The organism is Streptococcus lactarius (assembly GCF_016642265.1).
Classification (GTDB): Bacteria; Bacillota; Bacilli; order Lactobacillales; family Streptococcaceae; genus Streptococcus; species Streptococcus lactarius.
This window is the reverse complement of the sequence record NZ_MRXX01000003.1, coordinates 96,099-115,949: the sequence shown is the minus strand read 5'-3', so window position 1 is coordinate 115,949 and position 19,851 is coordinate 96,099. Positions and strand designations below refer to the sequence as shown.

The following is a 19,851-nucleotide window of genomic DNA, read 5'->3' as shown; positions in this document are numbered from 1 at the left end:
AAACTGAAACGCTTTCACCATAACATAACCTTACATTTTGCTCTTTATTTCTTACATTTTTGTAAGAAAGCAAAAAAACAGGCTAGGACTTGAGGTCCTAACCTATCTTTATTTATGAATTATTCAGCTGATGAAGAGGTAGCTTTCCCAAGAGATTGGTAGACACCTTTAAGAATATTTGTCATTGAGTCACGAGCTGTTCTAATTTGTTGCAAGAAAGGTGTACGACCTTGCTCAGGAACAACTGTGTCATCTGAACCTGCACTTGATAGCATGGTATTGAATTGAGCTTTTGAGTCATCCATAGCCTTGATAGCTGGTTCTACTTGTTGAGTGTAAGCAGATCTCTGTGCTTCTGGAATTTGTTGACCGATATCTTGTGCGTATTTTTTATAGCTATCTACTAATTTACCATAAAGATTTTTAAAATCACCAATTGTTTTAGCGTTATCGATTTCTTCATCTGTCAACAAGACGATTTCTGGAATATCAACTGAAGTTTTTGATGATTTAGATGAGCTTTTTGATTTGCTAGTTGAAGTAGATGATTTTTCTACTTTGCTAGAAGAAGCTTTTGCATCTTTGCTTGATGAGTTTGAAGCAGTTTTACCAGAACATGCTGCTAGGGTTGCAACTGATAAAAGTGCTACACCGGCTGTAAGAATTTTTTTCATTTGTATTCTCCTATAATGTATGGTTGAATTTATTTTAAAATATTTTTTCATTTCTGTCAACCATTTTACAGAAGGCCAGTAACTATCTAGGCTTTTTATTACTAGCTTTTAACATTTTTTATTTACTAAACAACAATATCAAACATTGCATATTTATTCTATAATTGAATAAAAAGCCAGAAAACAGATCGTTCTCTGGCTTTGTTCTCTTTCCCTATTCATGGAGCAATTGAGTGAATTCTTCTTGAAGTTCCTTGTTGTCCGTTGGTTTTAGATACATCTTCCCGCCATTGGTTGTTGGGGAATGAAAGACGATCCCCTCTCCGGTATCTGTAATGGCAAAGAAATAACTATGCACATCTGGATACTTATCCCAATTGCTATAGCGTTCTACGATACGGTACTTGGCATTTCCTTGACCCGTGTCTGTGTAAATGGCATCCATCTTGCTATTGTCCCCAAGAGTATAAAGATTGTCGGCTCCCACATCACCACCTGCGATGCCTTTTTGATAATTGGGTTGCCCCATCTTTTGACCCCAGGTTTTCATAAAGTCCGCTAATTTGGCTGATTTTTCAGCATTCCAAGGCCTTTTCTCCTGACTTTGGGTATCGCTTCCTGAAGGTGTGCTGTCAAAACTTTGCCAATCAAAACTCTCAAGATCAAGTTTCTCTTCATCTGATTTGCCAAAAATAGCATTGAGATCCGATCCAGGGACCTGGACTTCCTCTTCCTTGACTTTACTTGCCATCTGTGGGGCTTTTTCTAGACGGGATAGTACCGCCACACCTTTGCCCGTCCCTGACAACCAGCTAACTTCTAGGACTTCTCCTCCCTTATAGAGCGTTGTCGCATTGCGCGCTCCTCCGTGTCCAGCGACGAAGCCTTCTGCTAGTAAGGTCGGCTTTTTGTCCTTTAGGTAATAGACGCCCGTTACAAAGTAGCTCCCATCGCCCTGCTGATTGGCAATGATCATCTCGTCTACTCCATCGCTATTTAAGTCCTTAAAGGCATAGCGAACAGCTGCTGGCTGATTGATGACAGTCTCGATCACCCAGCTATTGATCATCCGATCTTCTTTGGCTAATTCATCATTCAATTTGGAAATGGCATCCAAATCCTTTGAAGTGGCAAAAATCTTTTGGTAGTCTGAAAAAACAGACTGGTATAATTGTTTGTTGTCTGCTTTTTTCGCTTGTTTTTTAGCTGCTGTCTGGCTGGTTGCAACCTCTTTTTTAGGACTGGACTGGCGCTGGTATCTTTGGTAACATCCTGTTAACAAGACCATACTCGAAGCCGCTAATCCCAACTGCATCCACTGTTTTCTTTTCATCTGATCTCCTCTAGTCTCCCGTGTTTTCATACTGATCTTTATTATACTAAAAAAAGTGTGAGGAAGGAATCCCTTCTTCACACTTAGTTTCCTTTATTTGGTTTGGTTCTACGATCCGTTTGACTTTCAATATGCTCTTTCACCAAGGCAACCACCTCATCATTGGTCGGAAGGTCCGAGTGCTGGGCATCCTCACCTGTCACAGTGATTTCTGTATAGCTAGCAGCTTGGTTTTGATAGATGTATTTTCCAGCAGAGACACTGGCATCTGGGACCAACTCATCTGAATCATAGGTAATGGTCCCAACTACTGAATACATATGGAGAGTACTAGGAATAGCTTCTTTTCCCTTGATAAAATCGGCCAACATCTCAGACTTGTTTTGAATATTGGTCTCTGTAAAGTTGTAGGGCGTGCCGATGGTCATCAAGGTTTTCAGATCGATATCATAATCCCCAAGATAATTTTCAATAAAGGCTGTATAGATCAAGCCACCGTTGGAATGACCCAAGCCCTTGAAATTATTAAAATTGTATTTTTCTTGGAGGGCTTCAAAGGCTTGGTTGAATAGCTTGGCTTGCTTTTTAATATTGCTATAGCCATCTTTGTTGTTTTCAAAACCAACCACAATCACTGGTTCATTGTCCTTGGTATCAATACTACCGCTATAGGTGATATGCCCATCATTCCATACCTTGACCTTGAGAAGACTGTGCTTGGTGCCACGCCGGTCTTGGTTGAGTTTGGTGACCAAACCATCAAAGCGATTTTCTGTCGCGGAACTTCCCGGAATCATAATGATAGGAGATAGTTTTGAATTATAGAATTTCTCGATTTTTGATACATTCGTCCGAGTCCAGCTATAAGATGGAATGGCTAAACCGATCAAGAAAAGACTGACCAAAGTGAGGACGATCACGGTTTTTTTAGAGAGTTTCATCGCTTTCTCCTTTCACTTTTAGATCTTTTCGGATACGATTTCCCATACGGACAAATGGAAAATAGATCAGCACACCCACTGCAAAACACAGCAGGCTGACAAAAAGGGCCCGAAGACTGCCACCTGTCCCGATAAAGGCATAGAGAAGGCTCGGAGTCCCATCTGGCACTGGATAGACGGCTGCTGGCATCAGCTTAAAGCACAAAGCAACCGCAGCGATGGCCATATTGACCAAGGGGATCAATAAGAAAGGTATCACATATAGCAGGTTGAGAAGGACCGGAATCCCTACCATGAAGGGGGCACCGTTATTAAAGAGGCCTGGAAAAATACTGAGAAGACTAACTTTTTTGTCCTTTTGACTATGGGATACTAGTAAGATCGCTACCAAAAGGGCCAGGACGGCGCCGACTCCTGCTACCATCCCAAAGCTACGGTACAAGTTGGTCAAGGTATAGAGATGGGGAATCCCTGTCGTTGTATGATGGGTCACAGCATAAGTCAGATTTTCTAAAGCAAAACTATCATCCGCAATTGAGTTTAGGGCAAAAGCTTGACTGTTGCCCACCCAGGCTGATAAGCCACTGAAGAGTCCCATGACAAAGGTGGACAAGAGATGATGACTACTGGCAGTTAGAGAACTGAAAAGCTGACCAATAGTCTGAAAAACATTGAACCGATAGCCCAACATAAGAAGAAGATTGATGCTGACACCGAGAATCAGAGAGAAGAAAATAGGACGTACCGTCTTGGGCTGATAGATAAAATCCTTGTCCACGATCTGGTCATCACTAGCCTTAGAAAGGCGGAAGATCTGTCCGATTAGGTAACCTAAAAAGATGGCCAAAACAATATTGGTCGTTGCAGGGAGATTGATCCTGGTCAGTTGTCCATCATTAAGAGGTCCTACTAATAATTCCTGTGAACCGACAATGAGGCTAACTAAAAGAGCTGTGACACCAGCTGTCCCTGTACTTCTCCCGTAGTGGCCAGCTGTATATTTCCCAGCAAAGTAGGTTGCTAAGGGGCCTGCCAAACCTCCAAGAAAGTTCGAAAAATTAACCAGAACTTGGCTAATAGCCTGATCCCATGGGAACCAGCTATCCATCGAAAAGAGCTGGTGGATATAGCCCCGATCGGAGAAAACAGATAAGGCAATCACCCGCACAATTCCTGAAAATAGGAAAAAGGGAAATAGGGAAACCAGAGTTTTCTGGGTAATTTGGATCAAACTTTTTTCTCGTAACCAGTAAAACTTCTGGACTAAGTACTGGGTCATGGGGCCTCCTCCTTGTGTTTTTTACTTCATCAGCTTCTAGTATCTTTTTCTATTATAGCATACCCGCAGACTAACATTTTCTTTGAAAGATTGTTGTCGGTTTATGAGAATTGTCGAACTTTTATCATTTAAGCCAAACGGCTTGCTTTCTGTTTGGATTTTATTTATAATCATTCTAAATAAGAAAGAAGGAGAATGATGATGACTGAAACAAAACACGGAGTAGATGAGTCTTTTAGCGACCGGTTGAATATTTTACGGGCAGCCGTTCTTGGGGCAAATGATGGGATTATTTCGATTGCTGGAGTAGTTATCGGGGTAGCCAGTGCGACACATAATATCTGGATTATTTTCCTTTCTGGCTTATCAGCTGTTCTCGCAGGTGCCTTTTCGATGGCCGGAGGTGAATATGTCTCTGTATCGACTCAAAAAGATACCGAAGAAGCTGCTGTGAACCGTGAACAATCCCTCTTGGATCACGATCCAAAATTAGCCAGAGAATCCTTGTATCAGGCCTATATTCAAAACGGAGAATGTGAAACCTCTGCTCAAATTATGACCGAACGGGCCTTTCGGAAACACCCCCTCAAAGCCCTCGTTGAAGAAAAATATGGGATTGAATACGAGGAATTTACCAATCCTTGGCATGCTGCAGCTTCTAGCTTTCTTGCTTTTTCAGTTGGTTCTCTTCCTCCGATGCTGTCCATCATTCTCTTTCCGACCAGCACTCGTATTCCCATCACGGTCATCGTTGTGGGACTATCTTTGATCTTCACAGGCTACACCAGCGCAAAACTTGGGAAAGCACCAACCAAGCCAGCCATGCTACGCAACCTGATCATTGGCCTCCTCACCATGGCTGTGACTTACTTCTTTGGACAACTCTTTAATCTCTAATACAGACAAGTTCCTGTAACTGAGATTGCATGTTTGAATCAATTTTAAAAACCACAAAACGCATGATAGCAGGTGCTTCAAAACCTTGCTATCATGCGTTTTTTTCATGCAATCATTTTCTAAGGAATGGGGTTTCGAGATCTCTTATTGGCCGCCAAAGACTTTGAAACGTCCTTCTGTCTGGATCTCTTTGTCCCCAGCCGGTGCTAGGATTTGTCCAAAAGGCGCTTGAGCACGAAGTTTCCAGTTAGCAGGAATAGCATATTTTTCCGCCAATTGGGCATCCACAAGTGGATTGTAGTGTTGCACATTCATACCGATATTTTTTTCAGCCAAAGCCAACCAACTTGCATAAAGGGCAATGCCGTGACCTTGCTCTGACCAAATTGGGAAATTATCTGCATACAAAGGGAACTGCTCTTGAAGCCCTTTTACCACCTCTTGATCTTCATAGAAAAGAATGGTTCCCTTAGCTTTGGCAAAACCAGCCAAACGTTGTTTTGTGCCTTCAAAAGCTTCTGCAGGTGTCACTTTTTCCAATTCTGAGTAGGCAATTTCGTTCCAAAAGGCATCTGATTCATCGTCCAACAAAATCACTACACGGGCGGTTTGGGAGTTGAAAGCAGTTGGTGTATTGAGAACTGCTCCTTGAATGGTTTCGATCAACTCTTGGTTTGAAAGTTCCACATCTTTTCCTAATACATAGATTGAACGGCGTTTGGTTTGTAAGTCCGTAAAGTTTGTCATTGTGAGTTCCTCTTTTCAGTTATAACTTTTTTTATTACACTAACCATTATACGAATTTTAATTGTAATGTCAACTATTACAACTCGGATTTTCCTAACTTTTTTGACAGTCACTAAGCAAGATCTACGATGAGAGCCCTAAAAAGAGAGTGGGACAGAAATCGGTCATTCGTTAGAATTCGATTTCGTTGTCCCACCTCCGCACAGTTGAGTAGGGCTGTAAAAGCTGATGAAATCAGCNNTTGCTCGACAATCCAAAGACAATTGAAGAGGCTAGGACTTTTGTCCCAGCCTCTTCGATGGTTGATAGAACGAACTGAATGACCTAGCGGTTGATTGCTCTAACACAACTTTCCGGTTGCGGATCAGCCTTTCTCAAATCTTTCTTCACGTTTTAGCTCTATGATGACCTATAAGAATCAAAACACTGTTTCCTTTATCTGCAACCTTTAATAGCCTCTTAGACCGTTGGGGCTAAGCGTGCTCTAAACCTTTACGTGTATTTTCTTTAATGGTTTCAGCTGAATGGAGCAATTTTTCTTTTTCTTCTTCTGTTAACTGCAAGTCGATTCTTTCGACAATTCCTTTGCGTCCAACAATCGCTGGGTAACCCAGGTAAGTTCCATATTCTGGACGATAATTGGATACAGGCATTTCTTCGTGGCTATCATTGATGACAGCTTCTGCTAGACGTTGCGCTGCTGCCGCAATCCCAAAATTGGTATAGAATTTGCCAAAGAAGACCGTGTGGCCACCTCGCAAGGATTCATAGTTGATAGCATCCAGCTCTTCTTGTGAAAAGAGATCCGTGATCGCATGTCCCTTGACACGAACTTGGCTCCAAGCGACAAATTGAGAATTTCCGTGTTCACCAAGGTTATAGCCAGAGACACTAGCAGGGTTCACTTGCAATCGATCGGCTACCGCGCGCTTCATCCGAGCGGTATCCAGCAATGTCCCTGTCCCAATGACTTGTTCTTTAGGAAGACCCGTGTATTGTTGGTAGAGTTGCGTCACCGCATCAACCGGGTTGGTCACCACAACCAAGACACCGTGGAATCCAGAAGCTTTCAAATCACGTCCCACTTGTACCACTTGCTTACTAGTGAATGGCAGTTCCGCAAAACGATCATTCGTGTTATTCGCCTGAAGCTCGATATTTCCCAGAGTAGAGACTACCACATCCGCATCTTGAAGAGCAGCATAATCATTGACCGTGATATGCACTGGATAACCTGTATTAGCAACCATATCACAAAAGTCCAAAGCATCCGACTTGACCTTTTTTTCATTCGTGTCAATCAAGACCAAATGATCGCAAGTATGTTTCAAAACCATACTGTGAGCCAAGGTTGCACCCACATGACCCAAACCAATAATACCAATTTTTCTTGTCATCAGAATCCTCTTTTCTAGTATCGATCACACTTTTGGTGAGGATAGCTCTTTGTTGACTCTATTCTACCACAATTCCAGCAAGCCGGATGAAAAAAATAGAAAAATTTCCAAGTTTTTTCAAAAGGAAAAGAGGTCCCACCTCTTTTCACGTTTTAAGAAAGAAGGGACTCAATCTCTTCCAGCGATAAGCCCGTCATATCCGAGATAAGCTCAGGAGTCATCCCTCGTGAAATCATCTCACATACCAACTGTTTACGACCCTGTTCCAGACCTTCTTCGCGCGCTTCGTCTATGGCTGTCTCCATGGTCATATCATAATTTTCTTGAATCCGAATTCGCTCGTCTATCATGGTCTTCTCCTCCTTGGTCCAGCTAGATGAATCTAGTAATGAATCTGCATGGGCCACAACCTGACTGGGAGCTTTTGTGAAGGGAAGGTTCCCAAAAAACTCCAACCACTGTCTGCCTGCATCTGTCAGGTTCTCATCTTTATTATACTTGTCTAGCTCTAAAAAGGCAACCTGCAGAAGATTTTGGTGCTTGCCATTTTTATAATAGGCCTTGAGTTGCTTGCCAGACCGGCTATTGGTCAGCCAGTATTTGTTGATGGCTGCCTCTTCGTCCAGTAAGAGCGACTTCTCCAAAATCGCAATCCCATAGACGGGCTCCATCTGCTCGTACATCTTATGTGTCTGACCTTGCTTGCGTAGTTTTTGTACATTCTCCACCAGCTGATTGGCCAGATAATAATGGAATCGATTCAAGAAATACTGCTGCTTGCGAATCTGGATCTCGATGATCACCTCGGTCCCATCATGGAGCTTGGCTCTCACATCCACCGCAGTGGAGAACAAGTCATCCTCCTCATAGGCCATGCTGTGTGGCTGGCTTCCCTCCACAATCTGAGCGTCCGCTACATCCAGCTCCAAAATGTCTCGAATAAATGCTGCCGTCACCTCCGGCAAACTAAAAATCTTCTTGGCCATAATGTCCAAGGTCGGCGATACATGCGCGTGTCTTTTCTGCATCCCTGCTCCTTTTCGATAAAAAATAGAGGGAAGGTCCCTCTATCTATATTATTCGAAAAAAATTTGGAAAGTGACTACAAGAACATTATGAAACCAAGTAATAGCTCTCTATAATAATCAATCTCAGGGTACTGCACCTTCTGCCACTTTCCTATCAAAGGAAGCTTGTAAATTAAGCCAAGTTTTCATCGAAATATTAGTAAGCTTCTCTAACTTCTGAGCAATATCATTACTAATCGGCTCCTCACCATTCACTAATTTACTGATAGTCCTTGGGGATACTCCTAATTTCTCCGCAAATTCTTTCTGGGTCATCTGATAATCTTCAATTAGCTCTCCAATATATTGACCTGGATGGAAAGCAATTACATCTTTGTATTCAACAATTTTCATACTCATAGTGATTACTGACCTCCTCTATTTTTAGGAATTTAAATTTTATCAGACTAGAAAGAAGGATCATCACTATAACTCTTGAAAAAATAATTAATTTAAAAAGATATGACTTTCAAATTCAAAACGCAAAGCATTTAGAGAGGATCACTTTTTCGGTTTAAAAGTACATTTTTTATAATCAATTACAATATTAGGATCGATATTCGGAAGAAAGACGTTAAATAAAGATCTTTCTTTCGTCACTGCTTGCAAGTGAACGCCAATCGGAATTACATCAGCCTTATTTCGATAAATGGGACGAGAAGCCATGCAAATTGAATCCGTTACTAATGTATCTTTAATTATTTTTTTAAAATGCCACTGGCTGAATTTGTTTTCATCCTCTTTCTTCTTATTAGCTTTCCCCATATTGCTCCATGCTGTTTGTGTAAATAATGATTTCAAGGCTTTATAATCGTGTCCTTTAATCTCCTTATCACCACCTAAAGAGTATGCGATTATATGACCTCGATGAAAATATACTTCATAATCTTTTTTATTTATTTTATCCCATCCAGCAGGTTTTCCAAGACTCGGACGTTTTTCCTTTTTATCCATTGACTCTTTTTGATTTTTAATATCTTTATAATCATTTTTATTGAAATAAAAAGTTGCGCCTTTAGGTCTCTTACCTAACTCCAATGAATGTGGAACAATATAACCTGTTTCACATTCATCCGGAAGATCAATCACTGAGATATTATTATTCACAACAAAATAATTCGATTCATTCTGACATTCAGCTATATTTGTACAATACAGAACTCTTACTTCGACTAATTTAGAAAGTTGATCAATAGAGATATGAATCAAATCTAAAATTTCTTGCTCTGACATCGAAAATTTCTTTTTCATTTTCCTCCCCTACTCCACCTTTACTCATCCACTCTCTACAGAAGTAAAAGTAGTTTCCTAATTTTAGTAAGATATGAATCTAATCTAACTTTCTGATTTGAAAAACAAAGCATCTTAAACCAATTGTAACCTAAATTGTTATTCACATCTGTGGATTTCAAAATTAGAATCCATTAATATTTTCTTGCTGTAATAGAATGTTACATTGTTACAATTTTAAAATCGTGAATAGTTTTATTCCTTATAACGGATTTATTTTATCCATTATAGTACCTACCAATTATTTTTAGTCGTTTTTCCGATTCCTGTAAAATTTCTTTATCAAATTCAATGCCAGTAGAATCTATACTTTGAACATATGGTTCTATCCATTCGACATCATCAAAATCAAAACCATATCTCAGAAGCCATATCTGTTTATCCGAATCAGTACCATATTTTATTAATTTAACTAATTTTTCGGCTCTTAGATCTTCCGTTTTTTCAAAGTATTTAGAAAAAAGAGCTACAAATATATCTTCTAATCTAAAATTTAGAATCTTATCTAAATAGTCATAAGTATCAAAAACAATTAAATCATAGTTAACATCAATCGCTTTAGTTCCTCGAGGAAAAAGAGGAAATGCTGCTAAACTCTTATTTGGAATCTCACTACACTGCATCACAAATTGAGAAATTAATTCGCTGTGATCTACTGAAGGATCTTCTCTTTCTTCTTTTCGACTCACATATGCATATCTGTAAAAACAAATATCTTTGAAGGATTTTCCAAAAATCTTCCAGATCATAATTTGAACACTAGTATCAATTACAGCTTTTTCGCCATTGGATAATATTCTACCGATATGTAACTCATAAACCTTCTCAAATTCATTAGATAATTTTCGATTATCGATTTGCTTTAATTTTTTAAAATCATTACCCATAAATAAACATTCAATAATATTATGAGCTAGACTTAAACTATCAGCTTTAGACAATACCTCAATCTGCTTTGGCGTTAAATTATACTCATCTGAAAAACTACCATCATTAATTGATTTTCGAAAATCTTCTAAATCACTCAAGTTGCCTGGAAGAGTATCATCCAATAATGATTTACTTCTTAATTTACTCGGACTATGCATTATTCTTCGAAAAGCTGATATATTAGAATGTCTGATAATTACAGTTCCATAATCAAACTTCTTATCTAATGTACTTCGACCTGCTCGCCCAATAATATTTTTTATAGCTAACGGCTTTGATTCCGTAAAATGCTTCAAATAAACTAAATCAAAAGGCATATTTATCCCTTGTTCTAAAGTAGATGTAGCAAAACAAATTTTACAAAAACCTGATTTAGTAAACTTTTCAATTAAGCTTCTTACTCTTAATGGCATAGAACCGTGATGAGTCACAACTCCTATTTTAAGAAATTTAATTACTTCAGAATATCTATCTTCATTTATATCATCGCTACCACCAATGATATCAGCTATTTCAGCTATAATTTTCAACGCCTCTGGATCAGATAATACTTCACAAAAACGAAGATACTTTTCAAATTCTTTAAAAATTTTACGACTAAGTATACTAGTTTTCGTACAAAATACTAGTACACTTCCATTCTCACTTAGAACCATTTCAATTGGGTCATAAGCACATTTCACTCTACTTTTACCCATAATGTTCTTATCGATACCAAAGTGATAAAAGCTATTATCTTTATCTAGAGAATAGAATATTTGTCCAACATTTTTTATGTTAAAGTTTCTTGCATTTGATTGTTCTTGTTCAAAATTATTCTTTTCAAACTGTGCATTAGGATTTTCAATAAATGGATGAGCAAATATAAACTTTGTTCCTGGAAAACTACGTTTTGCTCGTCTAATAATACTATCAAAATATAAACCACGAGCACTTTTTTCATCACCTAATTGAGCTTCATCAAATAAAAAAAAGTCTATGTCAAAATCTTTTTTGAATTTAAATAAATCTTTACATCTTTCAGGAGTCAAAATAAAAATATTTCTTGTTGCGTAATTAGTGTTTATTTTATCAACGAAGGTTAAAAGATTAATATCAGAGTAATTAAAATGCTCGTTTAATAAATCAAAGTATTCATTAATCAATGCTCTTGATGGCACTACTATTACCACATCTTTATCACTTTCCTCAATTAATTTTCTAAAAACAAATGATTTTCCAGTACTTGTTGGTGCAGAAAAACTGAAATATTTATTACTATGAGTTTCATCAACAATTTTTGATTGAACAGGGGTATATTTTATATTGTATTCATCTTCAATATGCTTTTGATACATGCCAAAAACAACTTCTAAGAGTGATTCCGTACCTAAATCTTTAAAGTACAGCCCCATAAATTTTAAAATTTGATGTTCATATAGTTCGAATAGTTCTGTATAAAATATTTTTATATAACATAGAATTTCTAAATCTGTAGTAGAGGTGGGACCGTTTTTATATATCGATTCAATCGTTAACTTCAAAATCTCTTCGACATTTTCATTTGATACAATTTTTTTTATTATATTTTCCATTAAACGTTCACCGCAATTAGAATTATTTCTTTATGATATTTTATTTTATTAAAATTTTTATTTTTTAAAATATGATTAATTATAGTTTCTGTCTCAATACTTGTAGCAGAAAAAGCACATGCAAAAGCTTTATGATTTTGAGTATGATTGTTTAAAGATGTTATAGAAACAAATTTATCTATATCATTTAAATCAGAAACATCTCTCTTTTCCCTGATAAAACGTTCTATTTGTGCCAGTGATTTACCATATCCATTACTATTCGAAACATATTTAGCTTCTCCAAATACTATAAATTGAGATAGTGTCTCAGAAAAAAAGTCAAAACCAGGATTACCAGCAATCTGCTGTTTGAACAATTCAGCTAAAGGAATGTCGAGATAATCTAATTCATTAACTATAGCCAGTCTCGATAATTCTGATACTACTGTTTCTCCTATTTCAGTAGTGACTTTATCCTGTTGAAAATGTTTTAACTGACTTGATAAACGCTCAGCTGTCGCATTAGCTCGAATCTCAAAAGAATTCTTTATATATTCTTCATCAAAAGTCTCAATCCAAGAAAGATTGTTTAAAGAGGAAATAATATCATTAATTGTAACCTTTAAATCACTGGGCTCTATCCTAATAAAAATCACGTTTGAAAGGGAATGCCCTTTATCTGATATATTAAAACATTCAATCACATCACCCATCAGAAACAAACTCCTTTCTCTAAATAATCTACCCCACCTTCACCTGTCCATTCATCAGCATTGGCAAGAGCCAATCTCGAAGTTGGGTGAGTTGTTCATTTTCTTGTTGTTTTTTAGTTATTTCTTTAATGATATTATTAGAAAAATCATAATATCTATCTAAAATATCATTTGAAGGGATAACTACTTTTATATTTTTAATCATATCCTGTGAGAGATTATCTCTTGCAGAACCTGTACTCAACTTAACAAGATACTGATATAAGTCCTCAATTACATTTTTGAGATAATAACGCATCCTAATATCATTTAACATAATCGCACATATTGCCTGGTTTGTTGATGCTTCAAAAGTTAAAAAGCTAACTTTTCCTGCCGTTGCTCCATACATAGCAACTAGAATTGTCCCACTAGGGAATAACTTCGCACTAGAATTATTTAACCCTTCTTCTGTAATAAAATTAGAAGTACTTGTAATAACGGTTTGCTCTAACTCTCCACTATTTATCCATGGTATTTCACCATTTGAATAGTATGAAACATTTGTAGATTTTGGTGTCCCACCAGAACCAGTTTGAGCTATGTCTTCTATTTTTGCCACTCCCCACCCCTCTGGGATTTCGCGTTTGAGTTCTGGGTTATAGACCATCTTTCCGCCTGATGATTTGTAGGGTTTGCCATTCTGGTCTGGGAAATCAAACTGCACAAACCAGTAGTCATAGAGGATCTTAGCCATGGCTTCCAACTCTTGGTTGATTTGATTGTTGATTTTCAGTTTTTTATCAATTGATTTTAAAACAGAAATCAATTTTCTTTGATTATCTAATGATGGTAATGTTATTTTTACAGTTTTTAAAAAATCGATAGTTAAAGCTTTCTGTACCGCCCCTATGTTGTTATATTTGATTGTTTTCTGAAATAAATCAGATTTTAAAAAGTAGTATAGGTAATCTATATCAATTATGTCAAAATTTATATTTCTTAACCAAATTAAATTTCCATCTTTAAAATAAAAATTCGGATCTTTTACAACCAAAATCTCACCTATCGTCCCTACAGCTGTAATAAGTACATCATTCTCTTGAGGAACCGGAAATTTTGATTTTATTTCAGAGTACTTTTCTGGAGAAATAAATAATTGTTCGGAAATGTTCTTCCCACTTGAAAGTTCAATCACTTCTTTACTTCTATAAAATGGCACTCCTTGCTGAACGTAATCAGATAAATGTACTCTTTTACTTGAACCAACGATACACAGTTGTTCTATAGTATAGGTTTTAAACTCACTCATACTTCAACCCCTTCATTTGCTCTTCAATCTCCTGCTCCAATGCATGCGATTGCTGGAAGAGGTCTGTTAGTTTATCTTGAAAGACGGTCATCTTTGCTTCAAACTCTTCTGCTGTGATATCTACATAGTCGATTTTGATGTCAAAGTATTGACCTGCGCTGAGAGAGTAGTTTTTCTCCTTGATATCCTCATAGGAGACGGTGACAGAAAAGTCCTCGACGGCTTCTTTCTTGATAAATGTCTCTACGATCTTCTGCTCTTCCTCAAGAGAGAGCACGGTCTTTTGGTTCTTGCCTTCCTTGACCTTGGTTCCTAGGTTTGAGGCATCGATGAGGACGACATCGCCCTTGTTTTTCTTATCGATAAAGAGAATAGAGACGTTGGTACCTGTCGTCGCAAAGATATTGGACGGCATAGATACAACACCAGCCAGCATTTGATTGTCCACCAAGTATTGACGGATGGTCTTGTCAATCCCTGACTGGGCCGTGATAAAGCCTGTCGGCAAGACAACAGCTGCTTGGCCGTCTGGCTTCAAGGAGTAGATGATATGCTGGACAAAGAGCTCATAGATTGCCATCTTGTCCTTAGACTTAGCTGGAACCTTTGGCACACCTGCAAAGAAACGCTCACTGGCTTCTGGCAAGGTCTCCACTTGGTCACGCCACTCTGAAAAGTCCAGCTTGAAAGGAGGGTTAGACACGATATAGTCCATTTTTTCAGGATGACGATTCCGCAAAATGGTATTTCCTTCAACGATATTATGGATGGAGTGTTGCAGTCCATTCAAGATCAGATTAAGACGGAGGAGATTAGAGGACTTCTGCGAGATATCCTGGCTATAGACTGTAGTTTTTTCCACTCCAATACGACTAGCCAGATTCATAAGCAAGGTACCTGAACCTGCTGACGGGTCATAGATCCGCACGTTTTGAGGTTTATCATCTCCCACTAAGATATCTGCGATAATTTTAGCCACTGAGTGAGGTGTATAGTACTCAGCATAGGTCCCCCCACCATCTTTGTTGTAGTCCTTGATCATATACTCAAAGAGGGTAGAGAAAAAGTCAAAACCTTGTGAAAAAATAGCTTCATCAAACTTAACTCGTGCAAGAAGATTGATGATGGATTTTGCCACCTCGTTGCGCTTACTACTATCTGAGATGTTATCGGTAATCAGACGCTCAGTAAAGAGACGAACCGTTGTGTCTCCTTCTGTATGAACAGAGAAGATATCGTTATTGTCAATGGCGATTTGGTTGAGGGTATTTTCAAAAGTTTCGTAAAAAGTCGCTTCGTTTTGCTGACGGTGGAGACTTTCGATCAGCTGGTCCGGCTTGAGCCAAGCCGTGCTAGTACCGATATCCTCCAAAAGCCAGTCATAGTCTTCCTCACTCATAGCCAACAAGTTTTCATAGGTGTTGGATTCATCTAGGATCTTGGCTTGATACAAAAACTTGTCGTTTAAAAACTTGTAGAGAAAAGACTGGGTGAGGAGTTTGTACTCACCCGCTTCTCCTCCTAGTCCCGCATGGGTAAAGACGGCTTTCAAATCGTCTACCAAGTCTTGGACTTGGACTTTGTATGTTTCATTCATTAGTGTTGGTATTCCTGTTCATATTCTTCAAATAGCGACTCGACAAGACGGTTAAAGTCCTCTCGTGTCAAGCTACTAGCAGTTTGGTTCGTTTTCATTTCGATCCGAGCTTCTTCTCGAATCATTTTTTTGAGGAAGTCATCGTTATCTAATACCCCTTGGTTTTGACCGATTTTATGATCGAGTCTGACTTTAGAACCTTTAATAACATGGTAGACAGCAGGAAACTCACTGACCATGGTCGAGTTGGTCACATGTTTGTAAGAGCGAGCTGCCATTTGATCCCCATTAAAATTCATGCTCAGACGTCGCATACGAGACTTGTAATCTTCCACTGACTCAAATAAAGCTTCATAGGCCTTTTGTGTCTCTTTTATATTCTCCATGGTATAGCCTTCTTGTCCATGGATCAGGTGTTTTTTCATGATACGTTGGAATTCCTCGTAGAGTGAAACCCACTCAGGGTCTTTCTCATCGCGCTGTCCTTTGATCCCTCCAGCAACACGACGACTCCAGTCATCCAAATCATTGGCCGCTAAACGGAGTTCTTCCTCAGCGATCTTGATAAAACTAAAGCTGGTCTGAGACATAGCTAGATTTAAGAGCGTCCGACTAGAAAAATTGTCCGGCTGATCAATCAAGGACAGAGTCAGCATGCGTCTGGAGAGGATATTGAGCAAGGTTGCGATTTGTGCAATGTCAATCTGATCGAGCAAGTGATGGTAGCCAAGGAGACGAGCGATATTGTAGTACTGCTTGATGGACTCCAAAGCTTTCCGAAGATCAATTAACTGCTTCTTATCCTTTATGTCATTGATGGCTTGGGAGAAGTATTCCAGATTGTCCGTTGGATAGTCAATCAAGATTTGCTCAGTCTTCTTTAACTCATGAGAAATCTCATCTGCAGGTACAAAGAGTGAGCCAAAAACATCCTCACCATTTTCACCTGTCAGGGTCGTATCATACTCTTGGTTGAGCTCTTCTAGATAGGCACGATTGGTCTTGTCAAACTCTTTCGAGATGTCTGCAAAGTCAATAACATAGCCAAAGAGATAGTCCTTGTAGGGACGATTGACACGAGTTAGAGTCTGCAAAAGGTTGTGAGCCTTGATCTTGCGCCCTAGGTAGAGGCGTTTGAGACGAGGGGCATCAAAACCTGTCAGAAGCATGGAGTAGACGATGACAAGGTCAATCTTGCCTTCCTTATAAGCGTCAACCTTGTCCTTCTTCTCTTCCTTGTCTCCCTCATCGTGAAGTATGAGAGCTGAAGTCAAGTTGGTCGAGCCAGCTTGACGACGTTCTTCTAATTGCTTTTCAAGCTCACGTGCCTGCTTAGACGAATCACAAACAATCATGCCACCGATGGTCTGATCATCAAAGACCAGATCACGCGCACGATTGAAGTCCTCAATGATAAAGTCTAGCATGGGTTCCACATAGTGAGGATGGGCAAAGATATCTTCCTTGGAAAGGTCACCACGTTGGATCTCTTCGTTGATGGATCTGAGATTGTCCTTATAGGAGGTCTCGATATCCTCTCGCATCAGGCGTAGGGTAAAGCCGTCATCGATAGACTGGTTGTAGTAGTATTTGTGGATGTAATCCCCAAAGATATCACGCGTGGTCGCATGACTTTCCTTGGTCTTGCCATCTTTCTTATAGGTGATCAATGGAGTTCCAGTCAAGGCGATTTTAATGGCCTTGGTGTCAGCCTGATAGAGATTTGGCAGGTAGGATCCTCGTTCATTGTATGATCGATGGGCTTCATCGATAAAGTAGATATTTTGACGATTGAGGTCATAGCCAGAGCGGTCGGTCAAATCTGAATCATCCTTAAATTTCTGGATATTGACCACAGCCACATCATAGCCGTCTTGTTTATGATTGAGCTCTTGTGGGTTATTGATGCGTTTAACCTTGAGTCCTCGTTTGGTGAATTCTTTAAACGCTTGGTCAGCCAAGTCCAGACGATCGACAACAAAGTAAAACTGAGGAATGATTCCCTCTTTTGAGAAATAGTTGGTTAGATAGCGGATATTGAAGAAAGCCAAGGCAGTCTTACCTGAACCTTGGGTATGCCAGATAACCCCCTTCTTAACACCTTTTGCGATCGTTTCTTCGATAGCACGTGTTGCAAAATACTGAGGATAACGCATGACGTGCTTCTGCAGTTGCATCTGTCCATCCTTGCTCTCTTCTTCGACATAGACCAGACCAAAACGAAGCATAAAGAGCAGACGTTCCTTCTGGTACAAAGAAGACAGGAAGGCATTGCAAGGTGTATCTGGGTTTAGGTTTGTTGTAAACTCTGGCTGAGATTTGAGAGCAAAGCGCTTCATGTCTTCTAAGACAAAGTCGATTTGGTACTCGGTTAGCGTGGCAAGGGAATGAAGGAAATCTTCTCCTCTTTCCTCCTTGAATGCATTAAACTTGGTTTTTGAATAGGCATTTGAACCGTAATAAGAACCCTGTTTTTGCTGGCCTTGTCCACTGATGTAAGGCAGGTTATCAGATAGGGCAATCAACTGGGTAATATTATTAAAGCGACGGAACTTACGATTTTCAAAACGGTATCTGGTTCTGTCTTGTTCTGACTGAATCCCTGTCTTTCCATCACGGATAGCATTGGGCTGTTTCACTTCGATATAAGAAAGAGGCAGACCATTGACAAAAATAACGATATCTGGGCGGAATTCATCTTGCCCATTTTGGCAAGTAACCTCAAGCGCGAGATGAAAGGTATTGGCTTCAGGATGTTCCCAATCAATATAGGTCGCACTTGTTTCTCCGATGATTCGTTTGTAAAAAGCCCGTCCCAGATCATTTTGGTCTAGTTCCAACTTGATATTACTTAGCTCTCGTTCAACATCCACATCTGTCGCATAATTATTGAACTTCAAAAATTGCTCTCTAAAAATAGATACCAGAATATTCGTCTCTGGGTCTCTTTCTTTTAACTCTTTCCCATTGTGCGGCAGATATGTATATCCTAGTCGCATCAAGTGCAATGTTGCTGGGATTTGAACCCTCGTCAGTTCTGAAAACTCTTTTTCTCTTTTCATATCATCATCCTATTAAAGCTATGCTACTCCTATTGTACTTGATCTTTCAATCTCAAGTTCTGGAGTTGCTACTGCCTTCATCCTTCTATCCTTTTCCTGTGCATAATCTCCTATTATTATAGCATGTTTGGGAAAGAAATTAACGATTTCAAAGCATTTTGTTGGTTTTTCGCGCAAAAAAACGAACCTGGTCTGGTTCGTTTTTTCTTAGTCTAAATGAATCCCTTTTTCTGCTAGATTGTCTAGACATTCTTGGAGGTAAGTAGCCTGGTGCTCGGGATAGATAGGGGTGCTCAAGGCTTCCTCTTCCAGTTCTGGATAGGCTGGGCAGGTCTTTCCTCGGTAGGTTGGCTCCCACCACTCTGGGCTGACCTTGTAGCCACGAGTGGTCATCTCCTCCATGATCAGGCGGTGATAGGCATAGAGGCGATAGGGCGAGTAGTCAAAGACATAGTTGACCGTCGCGTGCTTCTTGCCCCAGCCATTGCCCCTTAGGGCGCAGCATTCCCGGTGTTGGCCCAGGAGCTGGGGACGTGGGAGTTTGGGAATCAAGTCTTGGTGCCAGAGTCTCATCTATTGACCTCCTAGTAGCGTCGAGTCTTGTAAGTAGCGATTAGGGTAGTGCTCAAGGAGCGTCTGGATCCCCTTGATCAGATCCTCTTGGCTAGCTTGGCCATGCTGGTATTTCTCAAGTAGCAACATAAAGTCCGCCTTTTCCTCAGGAGTCGCCTGCTTTTTGAAATAGCCCCAGATATGCTGGAAGGCATTGGAGACCTGGCCACGATTTTCTGGCAAGGCCAGCGCTTGCTGGATCAGGTCCTCGACGTGGCTGACCTCCACCTGGTCTTGCTTGAGGTATTCCCGGATTTCCTTGTAAATGTTGCTGGAACGACTCAGTACCAGGTACTTATTTTTCGCCCATAGGACTTGGCAGTGATGTTTTTGATCCACTCGTTTCTCCTTTTGATCTTCTCTATCCATAGTCCTCTCATTATACCATGGAAATGAGTCAAGTTATAAAAAAGAGGCTGGGACAAAAGTCCTGGCCTCTCAATTTTCTTTGGATTGTCGAGCAAG

The 19,851-nt window shown here is 39.5% G+C and carries 16 protein-coding genes and 1 pseudogene; 1 reads left to right on the top strand and 16 read right to left on the bottom strand.

What is annotated here, in order from left to right:
• Positions 1 to 119 precede the first annotated feature (119 nt).
• From BTU61_RS02720 to BTU61_RS02705, 4 genes are all read right to left on the bottom strand, one after another.
• Complete coding sequence (locus tag BTU61_RS02720; protein ID WP_200772238.1) at positions 120 to 674, bottom strand: hypothetical protein; 555 nt, start codon at positions 672 to 674, stop codon at positions 120 to 122.
• Positions 675 to 888: 214 nt separating this feature from the next.
• Positions 889 to 2,007, bottom strand: a complete 1,119-nt coding sequence (locus BTU61_RS02715) for a DUF4767 domain-containing protein (RefSeq protein WP_200772237.1) — start codon at positions 2,005 to 2,007, stop codon at positions 889 to 891.
• An 83-nt stretch (positions 2,008 to 2,090) separates the two neighbouring features.
• Positions 2,091 to 2,948: an alpha/beta hydrolase gene (locus tag BTU61_RS02710; protein ID WP_200772236.1), complete on the bottom strand. Its 858-nt coding sequence runs from the start codon at positions 2,946 to 2,948 to the stop codon at positions 2,091 to 2,093.
• Positions 2,935 to 4,227, bottom strand: a complete 1,293-nt coding sequence (locus BTU61_RS02705) for a PTS transporter subunit EIIC (RefSeq protein WP_200772235.1) — start codon at positions 4,225 to 4,227, stop codon at positions 2,935 to 2,937. Before BTU61_RS02705 ends, BTU61_RS02710 begins: the two co-directional genes overlap by 14 nt.
• Positions 4,228 to 4,428: 201 nt before the next feature.
• On the opposite strand from BTU61_RS02705, the gene BTU61_RS02700 reads away from it, so the two are divergent.
• A complete protein-coding gene (locus BTU61_RS02700; RefSeq protein WP_200772234.1) occupies positions 4,429 to 5,124 on the top strand; it encodes a VIT1/CCC1 transporter family protein in 696 nt (231 codons plus the stop codon).
• A gap of 144 nt (positions 5,125 to 5,268) precedes the next feature.
• On the opposite strand, the gene BTU61_RS02695 is transcribed toward BTU61_RS02700, so the two are convergent.
• From BTU61_RS02695 to BTU61_RS02640, 12 genes and pseudogenes are all read right to left on the bottom strand, one after another.
• Positions 5,269 to 5,871 (bottom strand): nitroreductase family protein, encoded by a 603-nt coding sequence (locus BTU61_RS02695; protein WP_200772233.1) that lies wholly within the window; start codon positions 5,869 to 5,871, stop codon positions 5,269 to 5,271.
• 473 nt (positions 5,872 to 6,344) lie between these two features.
• A complete protein-coding gene (locus tag BTU61_RS02690; RefSeq protein ID WP_200772232.1) occupies positions 6,345 to 7,268 on the bottom strand; it encodes an L-lactate dehydrogenase in 924 nt (307 codons plus the stop codon).
• Between the two features lie 152 nt (positions 7,269 to 7,420).
• Entirely contained in the window at positions 7,421 to 8,296 is an 876-nt protein-coding gene (locus BTU61_RS02685) for an Rpn family recombination-promoting nuclease/putative transposase (RefSeq protein WP_200772231.1), read from the bottom strand.
• A 138-nt stretch (positions 8,297 to 8,434) separates the two neighbouring features.
• Positions 8,435 to 8,695: pseudogene (locus BTU61_RS02680) on the bottom strand (HigA family addiction module antitoxin); the annotation flags it as partial.
• Between the two features lie 141 nt (positions 8,696 to 8,836).
• Positions 8,837 to 9,586: a DNA-entry nuclease gene (locus tag BTU61_RS02675; RefSeq protein ID WP_200772229.1), complete on the bottom strand. Its 750-nt coding sequence runs from the start codon at positions 9,584 to 9,586 to the stop codon at positions 8,837 to 8,839.
• Between the two features lie 257 nt (positions 9,587 to 9,843).
• Positions 9,844 to 12,129, bottom strand: coding sequence for a DEAD/DEAH box helicase (locus BTU61_RS02670; RefSeq protein ID WP_200772228.1), 2,286 nt, complete (start codon positions 12,127 to 12,129; stop codon positions 9,844 to 9,846).
• Positions 12,129 to 12,824 carry a hypothetical protein gene (locus tag BTU61_RS02665; protein ID WP_200772227.1) on the bottom strand — a complete coding sequence of 232 codons (696 nt, stop codon included), beginning with the start codon at positions 12,822 to 12,824 and terminating at the stop codon, positions 12,129 to 12,131. Before BTU61_RS02665 ends, BTU61_RS02670 begins: the two co-directional genes overlap by 1 nt.
• 28 nt (positions 12,825 to 12,852) lie before the next feature.
• A complete protein-coding gene (locus tag BTU61_RS02660; RefSeq protein WP_200772226.1) occupies positions 12,853 to 14,115 on the bottom strand; it encodes a restriction endonuclease subunit S in 1,263 nt (420 codons plus the stop codon).
• Positions 14,108 to 15,712 (bottom strand): HsdM family class I SAM-dependent methyltransferase, encoded by a 1,605-nt coding sequence (locus BTU61_RS02655; RefSeq protein ID WP_200772225.1) that lies wholly within the window; start codon positions 15,710 to 15,712, stop codon positions 14,108 to 14,110. Before BTU61_RS02655 ends, BTU61_RS02660 begins: the two co-directional genes overlap by 8 nt.
• Entirely contained in the window at positions 15,712 to 18,774 is a 3,063-nt protein-coding gene (locus BTU61_RS02650) for a type I restriction endonuclease (protein ID WP_200772224.1), read from the bottom strand. The genes BTU61_RS02655 and BTU61_RS02650 overlap by 1 nt, the downstream gene beginning before the upstream one ends.
• A 207-nt stretch (positions 18,775 to 18,981) precedes the next feature.
• On the bottom strand, positions 18,982 to 19,347 hold the full coding sequence (locus BTU61_RS02645; RefSeq protein ID WP_200772223.1) for a TIGR02328 family protein: 366 nt from the start codon (positions 19,345 to 19,347) through the stop codon (positions 18,982 to 18,984).
• Positions 19,348 to 19,755 (bottom strand): YbgA family protein, encoded by a 408-nt coding sequence (locus BTU61_RS02640; RefSeq protein ID WP_200772222.1) that lies wholly within the window; start codon positions 19,753 to 19,755, stop codon positions 19,348 to 19,350.
• Between the last annotated feature and the right edge of the window lie 96 nt (positions 19,756 to 19,851).

Bases quoted from the DNA above. Each gene is read 5' to 3' on its own strand.
- BTU61_RS02720 (WP_200772238.1), bottom strand. From the start codon at position 674: ATGAAAAAAATTCTTACAGCCGGTGTAGCACTTTTATCAGTTGCAACC.
- BTU61_RS02715 (WP_200772237.1), bottom strand. From the start codon at position 2,007: ATGAAAAGAAAACAGTGGATGCAGTTGGGATTAGCGGCTTCGAGTATG.
- BTU61_RS02710 (WP_200772236.1), bottom strand. From the start codon at position 2,948: ATGAAACTCTCTAAAAAAACCGTGATCGTCCTCACTTTGGTCAGTCTT.
- BTU61_RS02705 (WP_200772235.1), bottom strand. From the start codon at position 4,227: ATGACCCAGTACTTAGTCCAGAAGTTTTACTGGTTACGAGAAAAAAGT.
- BTU61_RS02700 (WP_200772234.1), top strand. From the start codon at position 4,429: ATGACTGAAACAAAACACGGAGTAGATGAGTCTTTTAGCGACCGGTTG.
- BTU61_RS02695 (WP_200772233.1), bottom strand. From the start codon at position 5,871: ATGACAAACTTTACGGACTTACAAACCAAACGCCGTTCAATCTATGTA.
- BTU61_RS02690 (WP_200772232.1), bottom strand. From the start codon at position 7,268: ATGACAAGAAAAATTGGTATTATTGGTTTGGGTCATGTGGGTGCAACC.
- BTU61_RS02685 (WP_200772231.1), bottom strand. From the start codon at position 8,296: ATGCAGAAAAGACACGCGCATGTATCGCCGACCTTGGACATTATGGCC.
- BTU61_RS02675 (WP_200772229.1), bottom strand. From the start codon at position 9,586: ATGAAAAAGAAATTTTCGATGTCAGAGCAAGAAATTTTAGATTTGATT.
- BTU61_RS02670 (WP_200772228.1), bottom strand. From the start codon at position 12,129: ATGGAAAATATAATAAAAAAAATTGTATCAAATGAAAATGTCGAAGAG.
- BTU61_RS02665 (WP_200772227.1), bottom strand. From the start codon at position 12,824: ATGGGTGATGTGATTGAATGTTTTAATATATCAGATAAAGGGCATTCC.
- BTU61_RS02660 (WP_200772226.1), bottom strand. From the start codon at position 14,115: ATGAGTGAGTTTAAAACCTATACTATAGAACAACTGTGTATCGTTGGT.
- BTU61_RS02655 (WP_200772225.1), bottom strand. From the start codon at position 15,712: ATGAATGAAACATACAAAGTCCAAGTCCAAGACTTGGTAGACGATTTG.
- BTU61_RS02650 (WP_200772224.1), bottom strand. From the start codon at position 18,774: ATGAAAAGAGAAAAAGAGTTTTCAGAACTGACGAGGGTTCAAATCCCA.
- BTU61_RS02645 (WP_200772223.1), bottom strand. From the start codon at position 19,347: ATGAGACTCTGGCACCAAGACTTGATTCCCAAACTCCCACGTCCCCAG.
- BTU61_RS02640 (WP_200772222.1), bottom strand. From the start codon at position 19,755: ATGGATAGAGAAGATCAAAAGGAGAAACGAGTGGATCAAAAACATCAC.